Source organism: Schumannella soli, from assembly GCF_006517435.1.
GTDB classification, from domain to species: Bacteria; Actinomycetota; Actinomycetes; order Actinomycetales; family Microbacteriaceae; genus Schumannella; species Schumannella soli.
Genome location: NZ_VHQG01000001.1, coordinates 1,005,050 through 1,026,550, shown reverse-complemented (window position 1 = coordinate 1,026,550; position 21,501 = coordinate 1,005,050). Strand labels below are relative to the sequence as shown.

19 protein-coding genes are annotated in these 21,501 nt (G+C 73.7%); 12 read left to right on the top strand and 7 right to left on the bottom strand.

Translation table 11 applies throughout. The features are described from left to right. Positions 1-59: 59 nt before the first annotated feature. The 3 genes from FJ657_RS04580 to FJ657_RS04570 form a co-directional block, all read right to left on the bottom strand. Positions 60-848, bottom strand: coding sequence for an ABC transporter permease (locus FJ657_RS04580; protein ID WP_141162446.1), 789 nt, complete (start codon positions 846-848; stop codon positions 60-62). Next, positions 848-1,705, bottom strand: coding sequence for an ABC transporter permease (locus tag FJ657_RS04575; RefSeq protein ID WP_141162445.1), 858 nt, complete (start codon positions 1,703-1,705; stop codon positions 848-850). Before FJ657_RS04575 ends, FJ657_RS04580 begins: the two co-directional genes overlap by 1 nt. Positions 1,706-1,926: 221 nt before the next feature. Then, a complete protein-coding gene (locus FJ657_RS04570) occupies positions 1,927-2,868 on the bottom strand; it encodes a LysR family transcriptional regulator (RefSeq protein ID WP_141162444.1) in 942 nt (313 codons plus the stop codon). Positions 2,869-2,946: 78 nt separating this feature from the next. Between FJ657_RS04570 and FJ657_RS04565 the strand changes: the two genes are divergently transcribed. The 4 genes from FJ657_RS04565 to FJ657_RS04550 all read left to right on the top strand — a co-directional run bounded on the left by FJ657_RS04565 (position 2,947) and on the right by FJ657_RS04550 (position 6,350). Beyond that, entirely contained in the window at positions 2,947-4,203 is a 1,257-nt protein-coding gene (locus tag FJ657_RS04565) for a YeiH family protein (RefSeq protein WP_255447134.1), read from the top strand. Positions 4,204-4,241: 38 nt separating this feature from the next. Beyond that, complete coding sequence (locus FJ657_RS04560; protein WP_141162443.1) at positions 4,242-4,622, top strand: DUF2255 family protein; 381 nt, start codon at positions 4,242-4,244, stop codon at positions 4,620-4,622. Positions 4,623-4,735: 113 nt separating this feature from the next. Further along, positions 4,736-5,233, top strand: coding sequence for a hypothetical protein (locus tag FJ657_RS17045; protein ID WP_181408867.1), 498 nt, complete (start codon positions 4,736-4,738; stop codon positions 5,231-5,233). Between the two features lie 184 nt (positions 5,234-5,417). Continuing rightward, the gene (locus FJ657_RS04550) at positions 5,418-6,350 is read left to right on the top strand and encodes a siderophore-interacting protein (RefSeq protein ID WP_141162442.1); all 933 of its coding nucleotides are present in this window, start codon (positions 5,418-5,420) and stop codon (positions 6,348-6,350) included. Positions 6,351-6,444: 94 nt separating this feature from the next. Here FJ657_RS04550 and FJ657_RS04545 read toward each other — a convergent pair whose 3' ends face one another. From FJ657_RS04545 to eccCa, 4 genes are all read right to left on the bottom strand, one after another. Then, positions 6,445-6,951, bottom strand: coding sequence for an SRPBCC domain-containing protein (locus FJ657_RS04545; RefSeq protein WP_141162441.1), 507 nt, complete (start codon positions 6,949-6,951; stop codon positions 6,445-6,447). Then, positions 6,941-7,375, bottom strand: a complete 435-nt coding sequence (locus FJ657_RS04540; RefSeq protein ID WP_141162440.1) for an ArsR/SmtB family transcription factor — start codon at positions 7,373-7,375, stop codon at positions 6,941-6,943. The genes FJ657_RS04545 and FJ657_RS04540 overlap by 11 nt, the downstream gene beginning before the upstream one ends. 677 nt (positions 7,376-8,052) lie before the next feature. Beyond that, positions 8,053-9,489 (bottom strand): S8 family serine peptidase, encoded by a 1,437-nt coding sequence (locus FJ657_RS04535; RefSeq protein ID WP_141162439.1) that lies wholly within the window; start codon positions 9,487-9,489, stop codon positions 8,053-8,055. After that, positions 9,486-13,484, bottom strand: a complete 3,999-nt coding sequence (eccCa, locus tag FJ657_RS04530) for a type VII secretion protein EccCa (protein ID WP_141162438.1) — start codon at positions 13,482-13,484, stop codon at positions 9,486-9,488. Before eccCa ends, FJ657_RS04535 begins: the two co-directional genes overlap by 4 nt. A 132-nt stretch (positions 13,485-13,616) precedes the next feature. On the opposite strand from eccCa, the gene eccD reads away from it, so the two are divergent. The 8 genes from eccD (at position 13,617) to FJ657_RS04490 (ending at position 21,417) form a co-directional block, all read left to right on the top strand. Further along, positions 13,617-15,140 carry a type VII secretion integral membrane protein EccD gene (gene eccD / locus FJ657_RS04525; RefSeq protein WP_141162437.1) on the top strand — a complete coding sequence of 508 codons (1,524 nt, stop codon included), beginning with the start codon at positions 13,617-13,619 and terminating at the stop codon, positions 15,138-15,140. Positions 15,141-15,195: 55 nt separating this feature from the next. Beyond that, a complete protein-coding gene (gene eccB, locus FJ657_RS04520) occupies positions 15,196-16,542 on the top strand; it encodes a type VII secretion protein EccB (RefSeq protein WP_141162436.1) in 1,347 nt (448 codons plus the stop codon). 95 nt (positions 16,543-16,637) lie between these two features. Further along, positions 16,638-16,931, top strand: a complete 294-nt coding sequence (locus tag FJ657_RS04515; RefSeq protein WP_141162435.1) for a hypothetical protein — start codon at positions 16,638-16,640, stop codon at positions 16,929-16,931. A gap of 26 nt (positions 16,932-16,957) precedes the next feature. Continuing rightward, positions 16,958-17,242: a hypothetical protein gene (locus FJ657_RS04510; protein ID WP_141162434.1), complete on the top strand. Its 285-nt coding sequence runs from the start codon at positions 16,958-16,960 to the stop codon at positions 17,240-17,242. A 72-nt stretch (positions 17,243-17,314) separates the two neighbouring features. Further along, positions 17,315-17,659, top strand: a complete 345-nt coding sequence (locus tag FJ657_RS04505; RefSeq protein ID WP_141162433.1) for a hypothetical protein — start codon at positions 17,315-17,317, stop codon at positions 17,657-17,659. A 46-nt stretch (positions 17,660-17,705) separates the two neighbouring features. Beyond that, positions 17,706-20,711, top strand: coding sequence for a hypothetical protein (locus tag FJ657_RS17485; protein ID WP_141162432.1), 3,006 nt, complete (start codon positions 17,706-17,708; stop codon positions 20,709-20,711). Beyond that, positions 20,711-21,103 (top strand): YbaB/EbfC family nucleoid-associated protein, encoded by a 393-nt coding sequence (locus tag FJ657_RS04495; protein ID WP_141162431.1) that lies wholly within the window; start codon positions 20,711-20,713, stop codon positions 21,101-21,103. Before FJ657_RS17485 ends, FJ657_RS04495 begins: the two co-directional genes overlap by 1 nt. Further along, positions 21,100-21,417 (top strand): hypothetical protein, encoded by a 318-nt coding sequence (locus FJ657_RS04490; protein WP_141162430.1) that lies wholly within the window; start codon positions 21,100-21,102, stop codon positions 21,415-21,417. The genes FJ657_RS04495 and FJ657_RS04490 overlap by 4 nt, the downstream gene beginning before the upstream one ends. The last annotated feature ends 84 nt before the right edge of the window (positions 21,418-21,501 follow it).

Below are 21,501 nucleotides of genomic sequence, written 5' to 3'. Positions count from 1 at the left end.
TGCTGTGGAGCTGGTGCTGTGGAGCTGGTGCTGTGGAGCTGTGCTGTGATGCGGGCAGGTCAGGTCTGGTCGGGGCCGCCGGCGAGGATGCGCCGCAGCTGGCCGACGCCGACGATCAGGATGATCGCGAGGGTCAGCACGACGAGCAGCGTTCCGAGGGCGTTGAGCTCGGGCGTGAGCCCGGTCTTGAGCTGGCTGTAGATGCGCAGCGGGAGCGTCGTCGTGCCGACGCCGGAGGTGAAGGTCGAGATGACGATGTTGCCGAAGGAGGTCGCGAAGCTGAGCAGGAACGCGGCGAGGATCGCGGGCCGCAGCAGCGGGAAGGTCACCCGGCGGAAGGTCGTGAACGCCCCCGCGCCGAGGTCGGCGGCGGCATCGGGCAGGCTCGGGTCGAGCGAGCTCATGGCTCCCATCTGCACCAGCGTCGCCAGGGGCAGCGTGATGACCGTGTGGCCGAGCACGAGCGTCAGGAAGCCGGCCGGCACTCCGACCGTGCTGAACACGGTCAGCAGCGAGACGCCGAGGACGATCTCGGGCACGATCAGCGGGATCAGGATCGCGCCGAGGAACGCCCCGCGCCCCTTCACCCGGAACCGCACCAGCGCCATCGAGCTGAGGAAGCCGAGCGCGGTCGCGAGCAGAGCCGCCAGCAGACCGACGATCAGGCTCGTGCGCAGCGTCTCGAGCAGCATCCGGTCGGCGAAGAGCTCGGCGTACCAGCGCAGGCTCACGCCCTCCCAGCGGTAGTTCACGTCGGAGGCGTTGAGCGAGTAGACGATGAGCGCCGCGATCGGCAGGTAGAGGAAGACGAAGACCAGTCGAGAGGCCCAGGCGACGACGCGATCCATCAGGCGCTCCGCTTCTTCGTGACGACCCGGGTGACGACGCCGGCGAGGGCGACCGTGACGAGCATCAGCACGAGCACGACCATCGAGAGGGCGGCGCCGAGCGGCTCGTTCCGGAACTCGGTGAACAGGGTGACGATGAGGTTGCCGACGAGCGGGTCCTTGCCGCCGCCGAGCAGCACCGGGATGACGAACACCCCGAGCGTGGGCACGAAGGTGAGCATCACCGACGAGGCCAGACCGGATGCGCTGAGCGGCACGTAGACGCGGGCGTGGGTCTGCCACCAGCCGGCGCCGAGGTCGGCGGCCGCCTCGCGCAGCGACGGATCGATGGCGCGCATCGACGCGTAGATCGGGAACACCGCGACCGGCAGGAAGGCGTAGAGCAGCGACAGCACGACCGCGGCCTGCGAGGGCACGAGCGACGTGGCGGGGATGCCGACGAGCTTGGCGAGGCCGATGATCGGGCCGCCCGAGCCGAGCAGCGTGATCCACGAGAAGGTGCGCACCAGGAAGTCGGTGAGGAACGGGATGATCACCAACAGCAGGAGCAGCGGCTGACGCCGGGCCGGCCGGGTGGCGATGTAGTAGGCGACGACGTAGCCGACGACCGTGCAGACGATCGCGTTGAGCACGGCCATGCCGAGGCTGTATCCCATCGTCTTCGCGTAGACGGGGTCGAGCAGCTTCGCGTAGTTGTCGAGTGTGAAGCCGCCCAGGTTGCCGCCGAGCGGGTCGCTGACGGCGAAGCTGTCGCGGGCGATGATGACCATCGGCACGATCACGAGCACGAGGATCACGATCGACGCCGGCACCATCATCAGCGCTCCGGCGAGGTTGTCGCGGCGAGTTCTCGACATCGCGGCTCCTTCGGATCGCGCCCGGCACTGGGCTGGTGTGGTGGCCCCGCGGCCGACGCCGGTCGGCTGCGGAGGTGGGCTGCCCCGGTGGGGCGGCGTGTGGTCAATGTTGGGCCGTCGTTCACGGCCCGTCTCCTGCCGATCGCCTCGAAACGCGTGGCGTCGGAGTTACGTGCTTGCGCATTTCGCAGAGCTGAGCGACCGTCGCGACGCGACCCGGTTCAGGCGTCGGCGCCGCCGGCGCGGCTCTCACGGCCGATCACGCGCAGCAGCGCCTCGGCCGCGGGCGACGGCTGGGTGGCGTCGCCGCGCCAGATGGCGGTGAACTCGCGGTGCAGCGGCGCGCCGGCGAGCGGGATGCGCACGAGGCGCCCGAGGCGGATGTCGTCGGCGACGGCGAGCTCGCTCAGCACGGCCGGCGCGATGCCGGCGGCGGCCGCGGAGCGCACGGCCGCGCTCGTGTCCAGCTCCATCGCGGGTGCGACCGGCGCCCCCGCGCCGCGCTCGGCGAGCAGCCGCTCGAGCGCGCGTCGGGTGCCGCTGCCCTGCTCGCGCACGGCCAGCGGGGTGGCCGCCAGTTCCGCGAGGTCGAGCGGCGCAGTGCGCGAGGCCCACGGATGATCGGGCGCGACGACCGGCACGAGCGCGTCGTGGCCGAGCGGCACGGCCGCGAGATCCGCGGGCAGATCGGGCGATTCGATCACGCCGAGCTCGACCGCGCGCGAGCGCACCAGCTCGGCGACCGCCTCGCTGTTGCCGACCGTCAGCCGCACCTCGACCGGGGCGGCGCCCGCCGCATCCGTCGCCCGGCGCAGCGCGACCAGCCAGCCCGGCGCGAGGTGCTCGGCCACGGTCTGGCTCGCGGCGAACGCGAGGTGGCGACGATCGGATTCGCGCAGGGCGCGCACCCCCGAATCGAGACGGTCGGCGGCAGCGAGCACGTCGGCGGCCCAGGTCGCGAACAGGCGGCCCGCCTCGGTCGGCTCGGAGCCCGACGCGCCCCGCACGAGCAGCTCGATGCCGATCGTGCGTTCGAGGGAGCGGATGCGCGCCGACGCCGCCTGCTGCGTGACTCCGCTCTCGCGGGCGGCTGCGCCGAGGCTGCCGAGGCGCAGCACGTCGGCGAAGAGCCGCAGCGCGGGCAGATCGACGCGGTCGCTCATCCGGTCACAACCTCCGCTTGTGTCCCGACAACGCTACGCCCGCTACCGCCCGTCGCGCGCACACGGCAGGGTGGTCGGGTGCCAGCCGCCCCTGAACCCGCTGCCGCCCCCGAACCCGGATCCGCGCCCGTCTCCGGCTCTGCGCCCGCGCCCGGTCTTGCGCCGGTCTCCGCTGCCGGCCGCGCGGCCGCGACGGTGCGCCGACTCGCGCCCGGCATCCTCGTCTGCGTCGTCATCGCCGTCGCGGCCACGCTGATCGGGTCGGTCGTGCCGCTCGTGGGCAGCGCGGTTCCGGGGATCGTGATCGGCGTGGTGATCGCGCTGGTGCGCAAGCCGGGCGCGGTGCTGAAGCCGGGCATCCAGTTCACCTCGAAGCGGCTGCTGCAGCTCGCGGTCGTGCTGCTCGGCGCGCAGCTGTCGCTCGGGCAGATCGCCGCGGTCGGGCTCGAGTCGCTGCCGGTCATGCTCGGCTCGCTCGTCGTCTGCCTGGTCGGCGCGTGGCTGATCGGGCGCGCGCTCGGCGTGGTCGGCGACCTGCGCACCCTCATCGGCGTCGGCACCGGCATCTGCGGCGCCTCGGCGATCGCCGCCGTCTCGCCCGTGATCGGAGCCGTCAGCGCCGAGGTCGCCTACGCGGTGTCGACGATCTTCCTGTTCAACATCAGCGCGGTGATCGTCTTCCCGCTCATCGGACACGCGCTCGGACTCTCGCCGCACGCCTTCGGGCTCTTCGCCGGAACCGCCGTCAACGACACCTCCTCCGTCGTCGCCACCGCCGCCGTCTACGGGCACGGCGCCGCGAACTTCGCCGTCGTCGTGAAGCTCGTGCGCACGCTCATGATCATCCCGATCACGATCGGCCTGGCGGTGCTCGTGGGGCGGCGGCGGGCAGCGCTCGCGGGTGGCGGCGACGCCGTGGATGCGCCTGGCGAGGATTCGGGCCTCGAGGGCTCGCGGGTGGCCACGAATGCACACGACACGCCGGCTGGCGCCAGCATTTCTGGCCACCCACGGCTCCCCGAGGCGGCGGAGGCCCGCCCCGCTCCCCCGCGGCTGACGCCGCTGGGCGTGCTCAAGCTCATCCCGTGGTTCCTGATCGGATTCGTGGTCGTCGCGATCGTCGGCTCGCTCGGCGTGATCCCGGCCGGCGCGAAGCCGGGGCTGAGCGCCGCATCCGTCTTCCTCATCGCGATGACGCTGAGCGCGATCGGCCTGTCGACCGACATCGCCGCGATCCGCCGCTCGGGATGGCGTCCGCTGGTGCTCGGCGGCGCGCTCTGGGCGCTCGTGACCCTCACGAGCCTCGGCATCATGTGGCTCACCGGGGCGCACTGACCCGGCGGGATGTCGGCGCGCGGGGGCAGGATCGCACCATGACCGACTGGACCCCGCAGCAGCTCGCCACGCTCGACGCCGAGGACGAGCTCGAGATCTCCTCCCACCGCGGCGACGGCTCGCTGCGTCCCTTCATCACCATCTGGGCCGTGCGCTCGGGCGACGCGATCTTCGTGCGGTCGGCCTACGGCCGCGACAACGGCTGGTTCCGCCGGGCGCTCGCGGCGGGCACCGGCCGCGTGCGCTTCGGCGGCGTCGAGCAGGAGGTGTCGTTCGCCGGCATCGACGCGACGGATGCCGTGAACACGGCGCTCGACGACGTCTACCGGGCCAAGTACGCCCGCTATGCGAAGAACATCGTCGACACGGTCGTCGGCCCGCACGCCCACGAGGTCACGCTGCGGCTCGACCCGCGCTGAGGAGGGGCGGATCGCGATAGACCGGGCCCGACGCCCCCCCCCCGATCACGGACTACCGAAGGGGGCGGCCCGTCGCGAGGCTAGCTGAGTCATCCTCACAACCCAGGAGGATCGTGGCCCGCAGCAGCACGCCGCCCCGGAGCGGTCGACGCCTCCTCCGCAACGGGATCCTGCTCATCGTGATCGGCGCTCTGGCGGGCATCGCGACGCTGAGCGCGACCGCCTGGCTCCCCGATGCCTACGGGTACGGACCGCCCGCACTCGGAGCCATCCCGAGCTGGGTCGCACAGCTGATCCAGGTGCTGCTGCTCGCGGCGACCTACATCCCCTTCTTCGCCTTCGCGCTGGGATCCGCGCTGATCGGCGCCGGGCTCGTGATCCGCGCACTCGAGAACGGGACTCTCGCGGTCGCCGGGGCGACAGCGCCGCACCCGACGTCGGGCGAGGGTGCAGCGTCGGGATCGGAGTCGGAGTCGGAGTCGGAGTCGGAGTCGGAGTCGGAGTCGGCCTCCACGGCGGAGTCGGACGCCGACGAGAAAGCGGACCGCGGCGATCGCTCCACCCGGCGGCGGTGGCGCTGGGTCGAGGAGTCCGGGGACGACCCGAGCTGACTCGGACGGAGTCGCGAGTCACGCGGATCGCACTCGACCCAGCGCCCACCCGGACCGACCCGGCAAGATGTTAGGGCATCCTTACCGCGCGCACCGCTCGGAGGAGGCGCGATCCGCTCCAGCGGGCCCCGCGCATCCCCTCGACCCGTGCTCGCGCGAGGCCGACACGACCGGAAGACCCGCGATGAGCTCCACGACTCCCCCGCCCAGCACGCCCGCCGTCGACAGCGCCGCCGCGCAGTCGGGCGCCGCATCCAGCGCGCCGGCCCGCCCGCGCGGCTCGCAGCACGCCCTGACCGTGACGAGCAGCGAGCGACTGAGCCCGCACCTGGTGCGCCTGCGCTTCGGCGGCGAGGGCGTCGCGGCGTGGATCGCCGCGGCCGACCCGGCCCGGCTCGGCGCCACCGACACCTACGCGAAACTGCTCTTCGCCAAGCCCGAGCTCGCGCTCGAGCCGCCCTACGACCTCGAGGTGCTGCGCGAGAGCCTCCCGCTCGAGGATCTGCCGGTGCGCCGCACGTACACGATCCGCGAGGTGGATGCGGCGACCTCGACGCTCGCGATCGACTTCGTCGTGCACGGTGACGAGGGTGTCGCAGGTCCCTGGGCGCTCGGCGCCCAGCCCGGCGATCTGCTGTCGGCGTCGACGCCCGGCGGAGCGTTCACCCCCTCCGCCGATGCCGCCCTGCCGCGGCTCTACCTCGGTGACGACTCCGCGATCCCGGCGATCGCCGCCGCCCTCGAGGCGCTGCCGGCCGACGCCCGCGGCACGGCCATCATCGAGGTCGAGTCGGCCGCCGAGCAGCTGCCGCTCGCGCACCCGGACGGCGTCGAGCTGATCTGGCTGCACCGCGCGAGCGAGACGGATGCGGCGGTCGCGACCGCCGGCGAGCCGCTCGTCGCCGCCGCCCGCGCCCTGCCGGCGCCGACCGGTCCCGTCGAGGTCTTCGCCCACGGCGAGCGCGGCGCGATGAAGGAGCTGCGGCGGCTCATCAACGGCGAGTGGGGCGTCGACCGCGCGCTGCTGTCGCTGTCGGCGTACTGGGCGCTCGGCCGTGCCGAAGACGCGTTCCAGGCCGAGAAGCGCGAGCCGATCGGTCAGATCTTCGACGCCTGAGCCGAGTTTCCCGGCGTCGAGCGCGGGGTCTCGTTCCGAGCGCGGGGCGACGACACCGCGCGCTCGGCGCGACGCCCCGCGCTCGGCGCCGACGTCAGCCCTCGACGAGGGCAGCGAGCTGTGCGGTGACGGTGCCCCAGCCTTCGGCGAAGCCGAGCTCCGCATGCCGAGCGCGGTCGGCGGGCGCTCGGTGCCGCACGATCGCGCGGTAGTCGGTTCCCTCGGGATGCGCGGCGAGCACGATCTCGGCCGCCATCGGCACCGGCTGCGCGTCCTGCGGTCGCAGGCCCGACGAGACGGCGTTCGTGAAGACGATGCGCTCATCCGCGTCGACCCGCAGGAACAGCGCGTCGAGGTGCGGCATCCACGTCTCGCCGTCCTCGCTCACGCTCGTCACCAGCGCACCGCCCGCGACGGGCTCGAAGCGCTCGACGCGCAGCCGCATCGGCGCGGGCAGGAACCACTGCGCGAAGCGGTCGGGATCTGTCCACGCCCGGAACACCGCCTCCCGCGGCGCGCGGATCACGCGCTCGAGTGTGAGGTCGAGCTCGGGGTCGACCGGCGGGCGGGCGCCGTCCGTGGTCGTCGTGTCATCGCTCATCGTGCGTCTCCTTCTGATCCTTCGCCGGGCCCGGGCGGGTCGAGACGTTCGCGGGGCGGTTCGCGGCGTCGGCGGATGTGGATGCCGTGGCCTCGTCGGCGAGGAACGCCTCCAGCCGGTCGGTGCGCCGCTCCCAGATGGCGCGCTGCTCGGCCAGCCACCCGTCGACGACCGCGAGGCGGGCGCGATCGAGTCGGCAGGTGCGCACGCGTCCGCGCTTGACGGTCGTGACGAGTCCGGCGCGCTCGAGCGCGCGGACGTGCTTGAGGAACGACGGCAGCGCCATGTCGAATCCCGTCGCGAGCGCGCTCACCCCGGCGTCGCCACGGCCGAGCCGCGCGATCACGGCCCGCCGTGTCGGGTCGGCGAGCGCCGCGAACACGACATCCGCTTCGCTCGCGTCGATCGCGCCATACTGAGCCATACGGCTAAGTATGAGCGTCGGCCCCGTCTCGCACAAGACGCGGGGCACGCTCCCGACGGCTGCGGATACTGGCGAGCGCACCGTCCATTCCGGTGCGCTCGCCGCCGATACTGCCCCGGCGCAGCGCCGATACTGTCCCGGCGCAGCGCCGGCGCCGGCGATACTGGCGAGCGCGCCGCCCATACTGGTGCGCTCGCCGCCGATACTGCTCCAACGCAGAACCGGGCCCGCGGGCGGCGCCACCCATCCGGCTCGCCAGTATCCGCGGCAGGACACCGTCGCGGGAGTCGGCCGACGGCGAATCGTCGCTCCACGAAAGCCGGCGCCGGCTCAGCGCGCCGCTGATGCTGCTCGGCTCGCGCCGGTACTGGCGAGCGCGCCGCCCATACTGGTGCGCGCGCCGCCGATACTGCTCCAACGCAGAACCGGGCCCGCGGGCGGCGTTACCGATCCGGCTCGCCAGTATCCGCGGCAGGACACCGTCGCGGGATCACGGGCCGACCGGCCGACCGGCCGTCGGGGCGACGAGGCGGCCGGCCGACGAGCGCTCCGGTCGAGGAAGGAGCCGACGAGCCGGCCGGTGTCTGCGGGAGTCAGCGCAGTCCGGCGGGCGGCGGGGCGGCAGGCGGCGGCCGGCGGGCGGCGGGGCGCCGGGCGGCAGGCGGCCGGCCGGCAGCTCAGTCCTCCATGGGGGCCGCGCGCCGACGGCGCACCGCGACGATGCCGAGCAGCGGCCCGAGGGTCGCGAGCACGAGGGCGACGAGCGCGAGGCCGATCATGAGCGCCATGTCGGACGGGCGCTCGTCGAGCTTCGGCGGCATCACGAGTTGCGGCGTCGAGCCCGATGCGGTCACGACGCTCTCGGGGTCGAGACGGGAGACCGCGGCGACGGGATCGACGACGCCGTGGCCGAGGGACGGGTCGGCTTCCGCGCCATCCGCTCGGGGCGCCGTCGAGCCGTCGGCGGTCGCCATCAGCCGCTCGCCGACCTGCTGAGCGGTGAGCGCCGGGAACTCGGAGCGCACGAGCGCCGCGGCGCCCGCCGCGTAGGCGACCGCGAGATCCGCTTCGTCGCCGGTGACGTGGCCGGCGCCGTCGGGCACGGCTCCCACGAGACCGCCTGAGGGGGCCGCGAGATCGGGCTCGGCTCCGAGCGCCGACGGGGCGGCGCCGCCCTTCGAGGTGAGCGGGGCGACCGACAGCACCCCGTCGATCGCGGCCGGGTAGGCGGGCGCGTCGGTCGTCGGCGCGCTCGCGGCCGCGACCACGACGACGTCGGCGGCCGCCGCCGCCTGCACGGCCGCCGCGAGCTCGGGCGAGCTCGACGCCGCGGTCAGCGGGACCGCGATCACGCGCGCGCCGCCGGCGACAGCCGCCTGGATGCCCTGCGCGAGAAGTGAAGGAAGGCGGGCGCCGAGCGCGTAGTCGCCGGGATCGTTGGTGACGCGCACCGGCAGGATCGTCGCCCCGGGTGCGATGCCGACGAACTCGGTCCCCTCCATCGCGCGCCCGGCGATGAGCGAGCCGACGAAGGTGCCGCGTCCGTAGCAGTCCACATCGCCGGCGCCGCCCGCGAGGTCGGTGCCCGGCAGCACCGCGCCCTGCAGCGACGCCGCACTCGCGCTGACCCCGGTGTCGATCACCGCGACGACGACACCGCCGGTCGTGCGCGGCCAGGCGCGCTCGGCGCCCATGCGCTGCTGACCCCACGACTCCGCTTCGATCACGGGCGAGCCGGCCGACTTCGCGCAGGATGCCGCGTGCGCCGGCGTGGCCGTCGCGGTCGCTGCCGCGGTGGAGAGGAGCAGGCCGGCGGCGATGCCGAGCAGAGCCGACACCGCCGACATCCGACGGCGCGCGCGCTGCGGGCGCTGCGCGCCGTGCACGTCCGGGGCGCGACGCCGGCCGCGGGGCGGCCGCGCCCGCAGCGTGTGCCGCACCGGACGCTCACCGGGGCCGCCCCCCTCGACCCCGGCGAGACGCTGGTGATGCTCGGGGAGCGCCGCAGCCGGAACCGCGGCCGGTGCCGGTGTCGGCACCGGCACCGGCACCGGCACCGGCACCGGCGCCAGTTCCACCCGATCCTCGACGCCGCTCGCGCGCTCGCCGCTCATTCGGGCGGCTCCGTCCATCCGATCTGCAGGCCGACGCCGCCGCGGCGGGTGAGCAGCGCCGCGCGACCGGGAGGCAGCGGCTTGCCGCGCCCGGGCGTGAAGGTGAGCGGCTCCGACGCGGGCAGCGACAGGGTGAGCTCGGGCGTGTTCGACTCGTGGAGTCGGCGGATGACCGCATCCATCGCCGTGCGGCTCGACCCCGCGCCCGCGCGCGCCAGGATCAGGTGCAGGCCGATGTCGCCGGCCTGCGGGATGAGCTCGACGAGCGGCGCGAGGGGCCCGCCCATCGTGCCGAGCAGCAGGTCGTAGTCGTCGACGAACACGAAGTGCTCCGGCCCGGTCCACCAGTCGCGGCGACGCAGCTGGGCCGGCGTGATATCGGCGCTCGGCACCCGCTCGCGCAGCTCGGCGACCAGTTTCTGGACGACCTGCTCGGTCGCCGACGTCGAGAACGCGGTCGCGAACTGGTACTGCTCGGGCACCGACTCGACGACGCCGCGGCGCGGGTCGATGACCGTGATCCGCGCCTCCTCGGGGGTGTGCGCGGCGACGACGCCGCTCGCGAGCAGTCGCAGCGCCCCCGTCTTGCCGCTGGCGGAGTCGCCGACGATGCTGAGGTGCGGCTTCGCGGCGAAGTCGTGCCAGACGGGCTCGAGATCCTGCTCGCCGTGGCCGAGCGCAACGCGCGGTCCGGGCGCGGTCGGCGCCGGCAGCAGCGCGGCGTCGAGCACGGCCGGCAGCATCCGCACCTCCGGCGCGACGGGGCCGGTCCACGCCTCGAGCACGGCGTCGCCGAGGTCGCGGGATGCGGCGGCGAGACCGTCGACCGAGGTGAGGCCGTCGATGCGGGGCACGCCGGCGAGGAAGTGCATGCCCTCGGCGGTGATGCCGCGACCGGGCAGCTGCGGCACCGTCGCGGCCTTGCGCATGCCGTGCACCGAGTCGATCGGGTCGCCGAGCTTGAGCTCGACGCGCGTGCCGAGCTGATCGCGCAGCGAGCTGTGCACGTCGGTCCAGCGGCTCGTCGAGATCATCACGTGCACGCCGTAGGCGAGCCCCTGGCGGGCGATCTCGCGGATCGCGATGTCGTGCTCCTCGAACTCGGCGCGCAGGGCGGCCCATCCGTCGACCACCAGGAACACGTCGCCGAACTGCTGCTCGGCGAGCTCGCCCGCCGCGCGGCGATCCCGGTACTCGGCCATGCCCTCGAGCGACTCGTCGGTGAAGAGCTGCTCCCGGTCGCGCAGCAGCGTGCGCACCTCGGCGATCGTGCGCGACACCTGCTCGGCGTTGCGCCGGGTCGCGACGCCGCCGACGTGGGGAAGCCCCTCGAGCGTCGAGAGCCCGCCGCCGCCGAAGTCGATGCAGTAGAACTGCGCCTCGGCGGGGGTGTGCGTGAGCGCGAGGGCGCTCACCATCGTGCGCAGCAGCGCCGTCTTGCCCGACTGCGGGCCGCCGGCGATGCCGACGTTGCCGCCCGCGCTCGACAGGTCGATCTCGTAGAGCTCGCGCGTCTGCTCGTAGGGCTTGTCGACGACGCCGATCGGCACCGTGAGGTGGCCGGTGCCGGTCCAGCCGATGGCGTGCAGTCCGCGGTCGGGGTCGGGCAGCAGCGGCGGCAGCAGCTGGTCGAGCGTCGGCGGGGCGCCGAGCGGCGGCAGCCAGACCTGGTGCGCGGGCGGGCCGAAGCCGACGAGCTTGTCGACGATCATCGTCATGACGGTCTCGTCGGGCGTCGCGGCGGGGATGGGCGCGGGCGCGACGACGTCGGCGTCGACCGTCGACCGGGTCTCGTCGACCACGGGAGCGGCATCGGATGCTGCGGGCGGCGCGACCGCCGACGCGCTGAAGACGACGACCTGCTGGCGCACCTCCTCCTGCCGCTGCTCGCGCGTGCGGCGGCGGTAGGCGCCCGACACGTAGGCCGCCTTGAAGCGGGTGAGCGTCGCGACGTCGCTGCGCAGGTAGCCGTTTCCGGGCGCGTTCGGCAGCGAGTGCGCATCCGGCACGCCGATCACGCTGCGGCTCTCCATGGCCGAGAAGGTGCGGAGTCCGATGCGGTACGAGAGGTGGCTCTCGAGCTTCGTCATGCGGCCGTCTTCGAGACGCTGGGATGCGAGCAGCAGGTGCACGCCCAGCGAGCGTCCGAGGCGGCCGATCATGACGAACAGCTCGGCGAAGTCGGGGTTGGAGGCGAGCAGCTCGCTGAACTCGTCGACGATCACGAACAGCGTCGGCATGGCCTCGAGCGGCGCGCCCGCGAGCCTCGCCTTCTCGTGCTCGAGCAGCGAGGAGTAGTTGCCGGCGGCGCGCAGGTACTCCTGGCGGCGGTTGAGCTCGCCGGCGAGCGCATCCTGCATGCGGGTGACGAGCGTCGCCTCGTCGGCGAGGTTCGTGATGAGCGCCGACACGTGCGGCAGCTCGTCGAGGCCGAGGAACGTCGCGCCGCCCTTGAAGTCGACGAGCACGAAGTTCAGCGTCTCGGAGGAGTGCGTCATCGCCATGCCGAGCACGAGCGTGCGCAGCAGCTCGCTCTTGCCGGAGCCGGTGGCGCCGATGAGCAGGCCGTGCGGACCCATGCCGCCCTGCGCGGCCTCCTTGATGTCGAGGGCGACCGGGTTGCCCCGCTCGTCGACGCCGAGCGGGATGCGCAGCCGCGACCGGTCGAGCTCCTCCCGCAGGAAGCCCTCCGGCGACCACTGGTCGACGTCGTCGATGCCGAGCAGCGTGGGCAGCTCGAAGTCGGAGACCATCGGCTCGCTGGCATCCGCCGTCCTGCCGCCGACGCGGTACGGCGCGATGACGCGCACGAGCGCCGTCGCCGCGGCGACGCTGAGGCCGTCGGGCACGCACATGGCCGTGCGCTGCACGCCCTCGGTGCGGTCGGTGCGCAGCATGTGCACGGCATCGGGCTGCACGTCGAGCAGCAGGCCCGAGGTGTCGGCTTCGTCGACGGCGATGCCGAGCGTCAGCGTGGTCGTGCAGCGGTACCCCGCCGACGCGATCCGCGACCCGGTCGGCGGCGCGACGCCGTCGAACACGACCAGGTGGTACGGCTCGTCGGCGGTCGGCGCGGCGCCCGGCTCGAAGCGCGAGCGGCTGCTCAGGTCGCCGTCGAGCAGGTCGACGAACGCCGGCACGTCGACGCCGAACAGACGGGTCGACCCGGCGCCATCCTGGTGGTCGGGATGCTGCGCGTGCGGCATCCACTTCACCCAGTCCCAGTCGGCGGCGCGCTCGGCGGTCGTGCACACCGCGATGCGCAGCTCGTCGGGGGCGTGGGCGGTGACCGCCTGCGCGACCATCGCGCGCACCATGGCGCGCGCGGCATCCTCGTCGCCGGTCAGGCGGATCTCGGGCAGCCGCCGCAGGAACAGCGACACCGGCAGGTCGGGCACCGAGCCGTGAACGGCGATGAAGCGGCGCAGCGCCCGCGCCGAGAGCGGCTCGAGGTCGGCGATCGGCTTCGTCGACAGCGGGGTGATGCGCTGGCTGAGCCTGTGCGATCCGGTTCCGATGCGCACCTCGCCGAAGTCGCCGTGGCTGCCGCGGCGCTCCCAGAGCCGGCCGGTCATGGCGACGTTCGCGAGCGATGCCGGGTCGGGATGACGCCAGGTCAGCGAGGCGCGCTGCTGGGCGGCGGCGCCGCGCACCCGGCCGCGCACCTGCCCGAGGTAGCGGAGGAAGTCGCGACGGTCGCCGCGCACCGTGTTGCGGCGCTCGGCCGCGGCGCGCGACAGCTGCACGAGCACCATGAGGATCGCGAGCACGAGCATGCCGAGGAACAGGCCGACGGCGAGCGCCGGGTTCCGCTGGCCGAGGAAGACGAGCATCATGACGCCGCTGATGAGCATCATCGGCACCATCATCAGCATCATGAGCGGGTCCTTCGGCTGCAGCTCGGGCAGCGACGGCGGCTCCTGCAGCTCGATGTCGCCGGCCGGCATCTCCGGCGGCTTCTCGCGCTGCTGGCGGCGGAAGGCGATCGTGCTCATCTCGGGTCTCCTCGATGCGGGTGCGTCACCAGGGTCACGGCCCGCACCCCCTCGCACGGTTCACCGGATGACGGGATCGGATGCGCGACGCCGGCGGTGAACCCTCCGGGGGCGATCGCGCGTGTGCTCGGCATGACGACGCTCGAACAGCGCACGGAGCCCGGCCGCCCCGCCGGTCAGAACGGTCAGAACGGCCAGGGCCAGACCGGTCCTGGTTCGGCGGTCGCGCCGAGCCCGGCCGGAGCGAGCCCGGGGCGGGCGATGGAGCCCGCGGTCGCGGCGCCGGCCGGCGCCGGGGACATGTGTCGGCTGAGCGTGGTCGGCCCGACCTCGCGCGTCGAGCTCGCCGTGCCCTCGCACATCCCGATCGTCGAGCTGCTGCCCACGATCGTCGGCCACCTCGACCCGATGCTCGCCACCCGCGGTCTCGACCACGGCGGCTGGGTGCTGCAGCGGCTCGGACATCCCCCGCTCGACGAGGACCGCGGCACGGCGGCCGCGGGCCTGCTCGACGGCGACGTGCTGTACCTGCGCCCGCGCACCGCCGTGCTCGCCCCGGCGCAGTACGACGACCTCGTCGACGGCGTGCAGACCGTGCTCGATGCGCGCGACGACTCGTGGAGCGCCCGCTGGACGCGCCGCGCGGCGCTCTCCGCGGCCGCACTCGCCTGCCTCGTCGCGGTCGCCGTCGCGGGCACGACCGGTTCGGCCGCGCCGATCGTCGCCGGTTCGCTCGCGCTGCTGCTGCTCGCCGCGGGCGCGATCATCGGCCGGCTGTGGGACGACACGATCGGCACCCTGCTCATCGGCAGCGGCGTCGTCGGCGCCGCACTGGCCGGCGCGACCGCCCCCGCGGCCCTGTTCCCCGGCGCCGGCGCGACGCCGCTCGCCGCCGCGGCCGTGGGAGCCGCGACGACCGGCATCGCCGCGGGCGCCGCCGCCTACGCCCGCGGCGGCATCCGCCCGATCCTGCTCGCGACCGCCGGTGCCGCGATCATCGTCGTGCTCGGGCTCGCCGCGCCGCTCGCGCTGCGGCTCGGCCTGCCCGCGGGCGCCGCGATCGTCGTGCTCATCGCCCTCGCGGTCGGCCGCGCCATCCCCGTGATCGCCGCATGGGTCGGCGGCCTCGGCGTCGACCCCGTGCCGCTGTCGTCGAAGGAGTTCCAGACCGGCCTTGACGCCGTGCCCGCCGATGAGGTCGAGCGCAAGGCGACCATCGCGCACCGGATGGCGACCGCGCTCTGGGGCGCCTGGTCGGCCGTGCTGTGCGCGGCCATCGCCGTGCTCGCGCTGGATCCGGGATGGGCGTCGACGGCCCTCGTCGTCGCCGCCTCCGTCGCCGTGATGCTGCAGGCGCGCGAGCTGCGCGCCACCCTGCAGCGCGGCGCCGCTCTCGTGGCGGCGGCGCTGCCGCTCGTCGTGCTCGCGATCGCCCACGCGAGCCGCCTCGACACGCTGTGGCAGATCCTCATCGCCGCCGCGCTCGTCGTCGTCGCCGCGAACGCGAGCGTCGCCGCCCTGCTGCTGCCGCGCGGACGCCTCGCGCCGACCTGGGGTCGCGCCGGCGACGTCCTGCACTGGGCCTGCGCCATCGCCATCCCGGCGCTCGTGCTCGCCGTCGTCGGGGTCTTCACCTGGATCGCCGATCTGGTGTGAACCATCCACGACGGTCCCGTCGTGGTCGAGATGAAGACAGGGGAGGAGAGACGACATGTACGGACGACGTGATCTCGTGGATGCGCACCTCTTCCTGCGCGGCCGCCTCTCGTCGGCGGTGCTGCGCTCCGACCCCGACGCGCCCGACCGCCCGCTGCGCCGCACGGCCACCGGCATGGGCATCGGCATCGCCGTCGCCGCGGGGGCGATCGTCGTCGTGGTCGTGCTCAACATCTTCCTGTTCACCTCGAACGACGCCTGGCGCAGCCAGACGGGTGCGCTGCTCGTCGACAAGTCGACCGGCAGCCGGTACATGCTCATCGACGAGAAGCTGCACCCGGTCAGGAACCTGACGTCGGCGGCGCTGCTCGTCGGCGGACGGCCGAGCGTCATCCAGGTCTCGAGCGAGGATCTCGCCTCGGTGCCCCGCGGGGAGGCCGTCGGCGCCGAGGGGCTTCCCGACGAGCTCCCCGCCCCGCAGTCCGCGGCCCCGATCTGGACGGCGTGCGTCGCCGACGGCGGAACGGCCCTGACGATCGGCGGCGTGCCCGACGCGACACCGGTCGGCCGCGGAGAGGCCGTGCTCGTGCGCGCCGACGACGAGCTCTCGCTGATCTGGCAGGGCACCCGCTCGCAGATCGCCGGAGCGTGGGCGGCCCGCGCTCTCGGCTTCGAGCCGAGCGAGGCCGTTCCGGTCGACGCCGCCTGGCTCGACACCGTGCCCAGCGGGCGCGACCTCGACCTGCACGAGCTCACCCTCGGCGGCCAGGGCCCCGTCATCGCCGGGAAGCCGACGACGCTCGGCCAGGTCGTCGAGGCCGACGGCGAAGGCACCCGCTACGTGGTCACCGCGCAGGGGCTGATGCCCGTCACCGACACGGTCGCCGCGTTGCTCGCCGGCGAGCAGGAGCACAAGCTGCCCGAGCCGCGCACGATCACGACCCGCGACCTCGTCGCGACGCCGGTGACGAAGGCCGCCGCCTGGCAGTCGGAGCTGCCGTCGTCGGCGCCGAAGCCCGTCGACGCGGATCGCACCCCGTGCTCGGTCTGGTCCGACGACACGACGACGATCGCGACGGTGCCCGCAGCGGATGCGGCGGCGACCACCGGCGGCGGCACCAGCACCAAAACCAGCACCCAGGCCAGCGCGACCGGCGAGAACGCGAAGGCCGGCAAGGCCGGCAGCGTCGCCGTCGCCCCCGGCGCCGGCCTCCTCGCCAGCACCGCCGCCGCCCCCGGCGTGCGCGGCGCCGGGCTCTACCTCGTGACCGACGACGGCACCAAGTACCCCGTCGCCGACGCCTCCACCGCATCCGCCCTCGGGCTCGATGCCTCCAGCTCCCCCGCCGTGCCGGCCGCGCTGCTCGCGCTGCTGCCGACGGGGCCGATGATCGCGAAGTGAGAGGAGCCCCCTGACCCCGGCCGCATCCCCCACCCAGAACCAGACCACCTCACCTCACTCTCGACCCTGAGAACGCCACACCGAAGGAGAAACTCATGGCACAGCTCACCGGTTTCGAAGCCGAGACGCTTCAGAAGATCATCACCAGCACGATGGAGCAGGTCTCCGCGATGGAGGCCGCCCGCGGCCGCGTCGAGGACGCCACGCAGACCATCGCGTCGGCCGCCCAGGCCCAGGCGGGCACCGTGCTCCGCCAGCGCCTCACCGAGTGGCAGAGCGAGTACAGCGACATCAAGAACAAGCTCGACGTGCTCAACGGCCAGGTCCACACCCTGCTCTCGCAGCGCACCAACACCGACGACTCGACCGCGTCGAGCGCCGCGGCCTGATCCCCCACTCCACGAAAGGAACAGTCATGTCGTTCAACGTCGACCTCGCCCAGTTCGAGGTGGCCAACCAGTCGCTCACCAGCTCCTGCCAGGAGGTCGAGCAGATCCTGCAGAACATCTACGACACCATCCGCCCGATGGGCGAGGCCCAGTGGGGTCGTTCGCTCCCGGTGTGGGGCGAGCTGCAGCAGCGCTGGAACAGCGAGTACCAGGAAGTGCAGCAGGCGGGCGTCAACATCAAGAACGCCGCCCACCGCGTCCGCGAGGAGTTCTTCGACGGCGACGTGCGAGGCGCGGCCGTCTTCAGCTGAGCCCGACGGGATGCCCGCCTCGCCCTCCGCGCGACGGGCATCCCGCGGTCTCGCTCGAGAGAGGAGATCACCATGGCAGACGACGGAAAGCGGGTCGCGTTCGACCGCGATCAGTACAAGAAGGTCCAGAAGCTCGTCACCGACGTCGAGACCTCGAGCGCCGACGCGCTCTACGGCACCGACGGCTACGGCATCGACTCGGACCTGCGCGCCCAGCCCACCGAGGCCCGATGGGAGGTCGCCGTGAAGGTCGGCAACGACGTCGCGGCCCTCGCCGGCCAGGTGCGCACATTCACCGACACCTTCACCGACAAGACGCTCCCCGACTTCAACGACCAGATGGAGACGGCGGAGAAGCTCTTCGACGAGACCGACGACCTCAGCAAGGCCGACGCCCAGGGCACCGGCAAGCCCTGACGGCACCGCTCACCCCCGACGAACCCCCTGCGAGAAGGAAGACACCATGGCCGATACGACTGGCGCAGGGGGTTCGTCGAGCAGCACGACCGCGACGAGCGACATGAATCTGGAGACGCTGCTCGCGCTCGTGACGGGCGTCGCCGACAGCGGCGTCGCGGGTGTGCTCTCCGACAACGAGGCGAACGACAAGGGCTGGGTCACGGGAACGCCCGGCGGCGCCGGTCGCGACGCGTGGTCGCAGAACCTGTACTACGGGTACTACCAGTACGAAAAAGACATCCGGATGTACGAGCTGATCAACAATCCGGAGCCGGTGCAGACCTTCAACGAGGCGTTCGCAGCGCTCAAGGCCAACGTCGCCAAGGTGATCGCCGACGAGATGCCGGGGCTCAGCGCCAAGCGCTCGGACACCGCGGCCGCCCTCTTCGCGAACTTCACGAAGGTCACCGGCCAGAACGCGACCGACATGAAGCAGCTCGCGACGGCGCTCGGCGCCGACGACTCCTCGATCCGCGGCTCGACCGCAGCTGCCCTGCTCGCGCAGCTCGAATCGCAGTACAAATCACTCGAGCGGATGAACGAGGCGCTCACCGACGACGGCGGGGTCGCGACGAAGCTGACGGAGGTCGCGAACGCGGTCCGCACCTTCATGAAGGCGGTCGAGACGGCCTGGAACGCGCACAGCAGCGACATCGCGAACTCCGCGGGCAACGCCAAAGCGGCGGTGCTGTCGGACATCTACCACTACATCGAAGACGCCGACAAGGCCTACCGCGCCGAGAAGTCGGGCAACAACGGCATGCCCGAAGACCGCACGAAGCAGGTGCTCGCCGCCTACACCTGGGGCAACCGGGGCAACAATGCGCCGGCGGGATTCTCGCCGCCCGGCGGCGACCTGCGCAGCACCTCGACGTACGGCGGCATCAACCGGGCGATCTCCGAGACCGTGCGCGACGCCATGCAGAAGGCCTCAGCCGAGATCTTCACGGCGCAGCAGACGCTCGAGACGACGATGCGCCAAGCGCTGCGCACGTTCAAGAACATGCAGGACCCGACGGTCGCCCCGAAGGACACGACCCCCGACTACGACGGCGGCGACGGCGTCGGCGGGGATGACGGCGGCGGTGGCGACGGCCCGAACTGGGATGACATCTTCGGCGACGACGGCCCCGGCGGGGACGGCGTCGGCGGGGACGGCTCCGGGGGAGGCGGCGACGGGGCCGGCGGCGGTGCTGACGGCAACGGCGACGACATCTTCGGCGACGGCCCCGGCGGAGACGGCGTGGGCGGCGGCGGAGCCGGTGGCGGCGATGGCACCGGCGGCGACTTCGGCGGGGACGGCGTCGGCGGCGGCGGCGCCGACGGCGTGTTCGGCGACGGCCCCGGTGGGGACGGCGTCGGCGGAGGAGGAGCCGGCGGCGGCGCTGACGGCGGCGGAGCCGGCGTCAGCGGGAACGGCGACAGCGTCTTCGGCGACGGCCCCGGAGGCAGCGGCGGCGACTTCGGCGGAGGCGGAGCGGGAGCCGGCAGCGGCGATCTCGGCGGCGACGGCACCGGCTCGTGGTCGACCGACGGCGGCGGAGCCGGGGCCGGCGGCTTCGGCGGAGCGGGCGTGGTCGGCAGCACCGGCGGTGCCGGCGGATTCGGCGCCCCCCGCGGCTCGAACGGAAGCTCGGATAACGAGACCCGCGATCCGAACGCGGTGAAGAACGACGACGGCGGGGCCGGAACCGGCGGCGGCGACGTCGCGATGCCCGACCTCGAAGACCCCAACTCGTCGTTCTCCGACCTGACCTCCCCCTCCACCGACCTCGGCGGAACGGGTGTCGGCGGCGGCGCCGGCGGCGAGTTCGGCGGCACCGGCGTGGGCGGCGACGGCACGCTCGGGGCCGACGGCCAGGGGGCCGGCGGCAGCAACGACGGCACCGGCGTCGGCGGGAATGGATTCGGCGGCGGCGAAGGCGCCGGCGCCGGGGACTTCGGCGGTGTCGGGGGCAACGGCGCGGACAACGACATCGGCGGCAGCGGCTTCGGCGGCGGCGCGGGAAGCGGCGCCGGGGACTTCGGCGGCGTCGGGGGCAACGGCGCGGGCAACGATTTCGGCGGCAGCGGATTCGGCGGCGGATCCGGCTCCGGTGCGGGCGGGGACTTCGGCGGTATCGGTGGCAACGGCACCGGAGACTTCGGCGGTGTCGGAGGCAACGGCGCGGGCAACGATTTCGGCGGCAGCGGATTCGGCGGCGGCGCGGGCTCCGGCGGCGACTTCGGCGCTGGAGGCGTCGGCGGCAACGGCAGCGGTGACTTCGGCGGCAGCGGCTTCGGCGGCGGATCCGGCACGGGCGGCGACTTCGGCGGCTTCGGCGGGAGCGGTGCCGGAGGCGACTTCGGCGCCGGCGGTGTCGGCGGGAACGGCGTCGGCGGCGACTTCGGCGGCGCCGGCGGATTCGGCGGCGCGGGTGCCGGGGGCGACGACTTCGCGGCCGGAGGCGGATCCGGCAGCGGTGGCGGGAGCGGCTTCGGCGGCGGCGACTTCGGCGGTGCCGGCAGCAGCGCCGGCGGTGGCGGATTCACCCCCGGCGGCAGCGCCGGTGACGCCTCCTTCGGCGGCGCCGGCGGCGGCGCGGGCGGCTACGACGGAGCCGGAGGCTCGGGTGTCGGCGGCAGCCGCGACGACGCGGGCTTCGCGGCCGGCGGTGGCGCCGGCGCCGGCGGGGCCGCGGGTGCCGGTGGCGGCGGCAGCGCCGGGGCCGGCGGCGCGAACGGCGGCGGGATGGGCGGCGGCGGCATGCCGATGATGCCCATGCAGAACCAGGCCTCGAAAGACCGCGACCGCGAGCGCAACACGTGGCTCGCGGAGGACGAGGAGATCTGGGGCACGACCAGCGTCGACGGCAACGGCGTCATCGGCCTCGCCGAAGAGCGCGAGCCCGTGCAGCCCACGCACGTGCCGGCCGGTGTCGCGGCGGGCCGGGCGCCCGAGGCGGCACGACGGCAGACGGAGTCCGACGCGGCCAAGCAGGCTGCGGCAGCACAGGAAGGAGCGGCGTGATGCAGCTCACAGGAGACGAGATCGAGCAGATGCTGGCCGAGGCGCGCGAGACGCACGCCCAGCTCGCCGAGCGCGCGGCGGAAGCCGAGGCGCTCACCGCGACCGCGACATCGAAGGATCGCGTGCTCAGCGCGACCGTCGACGCGCGCGGCATCCTCACCGACCTCAAGATCACCGGGCAGTCGTGGCGCGAGCTCGCGCCGAAGGAGCTCTGCTCCAAGATCGTCGACATCGTCGCGCAGGCGCAGCACGACGTGCAGGAGCGCGGAAAGCAGCTCTTCGACGGCGTCGGCCCCGATGGGCTCGACCCGACGGCCGGCATGCCGTCGGCCGACGAGATGACGTCGATGCTGCAGGGCCTCATCACGCAGTTCGGGGAGGAGACGAAATGAGCGACGACCGCTTCGCAGCCGACCCCGACCGCATGAAGGAGAGCGGGCGACGCCTGCTCAACCTGCAGAGCCGTGTGCGGCAGCTCGCATCCACCGTCGAGCAGCTGCAGACCCGCTACCCGGACGCCGGCGGCGACGGCGACTTCCGGAAGTCGTACGACACGAACTACGTGCCGGCGGCCGACGCCGCGAAGGAGTTCATGACGCAGCTGTCGACGACCGTCGAAGACGTCGCCGACGGCACCACGACCGTGGCGCGCTCCTTCGCCGAGACCGAGGACTCGGCGACGCTCGAGAGCCGGCACCAGCAGTAACGGGGAGTCGGCGCCACCTCGCCGCAGCGCATCCCGGCCGCGGCGAGGTGGCGAGCACGGTGAACCGGCGGGCCTCCGCCACGC

Coding starts and splice junctions, on each gene's coding strand:
- FJ657_RS04575 (WP_141162445.1), bottom strand. CDS start 1,705: ATGTCGAGAACTCGCCGCGACAACCTCGCCGGAGCGCTGATGATGGTG.
- eccB (WP_141162436.1), top strand. CDS start 15,196: ATGTACGGACGACGTGATCTCGTGGATGCGCACCTCTTCCTGCGCGGC.
- eccD (WP_141162437.1), top strand. CDS start 13,617: ATGACGACGCTCGAACAGCGCACGGAGCCCGGCCGCCCCGCCGGTCAG.
- FJ657_RS04495 (WP_141162431.1), top strand. CDS start 20,711: ATGCAGCTCACAGGAGACGAGATCGAGCAGATGCTGGCCGAGGCGCGC.
- FJ657_RS04560 (WP_141162443.1), top strand. CDS start 4,242: ATGACCGACTGGACCCCGCAGCAGCTCGCCACGCTCGACGCCGAGGAC.
- FJ657_RS17485 (WP_141162432.1), top strand. CDS start 17,706: ATGGCCGATACGACTGGCGCAGGGGGTTCGTCGAGCAGCACGACCGCG.
- FJ657_RS04570 (WP_141162444.1), bottom strand. CDS start 2,868: ATGAGCGACCGCGTCGATCTGCCCGCGCTGCGGCTCTTCGCCGACGTG.
- FJ657_RS04510 (WP_141162434.1), top strand. CDS start 16,958: ATGTCGTTCAACGTCGACCTCGCCCAGTTCGAGGTGGCCAACCAGTCG.
- FJ657_RS04490 (WP_141162430.1), top strand. CDS start 21,100: ATGAGCGACGACCGCTTCGCAGCCGACCCCGACCGCATGAAGGAGAGC.
- FJ657_RS04535 (WP_141162439.1), bottom strand. CDS start 9,489: ATGAGCGGCGAGCGCGCGAGCGGCGTCGAGGATCGGGTGGAACTGGCG.
- eccCa (WP_141162438.1), bottom strand. CDS start 13,484: ATGAGCACGATCGCCTTCCGCCGCCAGCAGCGCGAGAAGCCGCCGGAG.
- FJ657_RS04580 (WP_141162446.1), bottom strand. CDS start 848: ATGGATCGCGTCGTCGCCTGGGCCTCTCGACTGGTCTTCGTCTTCCTC.
- FJ657_RS04505 (WP_141162433.1), top strand. CDS start 17,315: ATGGCAGACGACGGAAAGCGGGTCGCGTTCGACCGCGATCAGTACAAG.
- FJ657_RS04540 (WP_141162440.1), bottom strand. CDS start 7,375: ATGGCTCAGTATGGCGCGATCGACGCGAGCGAAGCGGATGTCGTGTTC.
- FJ657_RS04515 (WP_141162435.1), top strand. CDS start 16,638: ATGGCACAGCTCACCGGTTTCGAAGCCGAGACGCTTCAGAAGATCATC.
- FJ657_RS04545 (WP_141162441.1), bottom strand. CDS start 6,951: ATGAGCGATGACACGACGACCACGGACGGCGCCCGCCCGCCGGTCGAC.
- FJ657_RS04550 (WP_141162442.1), top strand. CDS start 5,418: ATGAGCTCCACGACTCCCCCGCCCAGCACGCCCGCCGTCGACAGCGCC.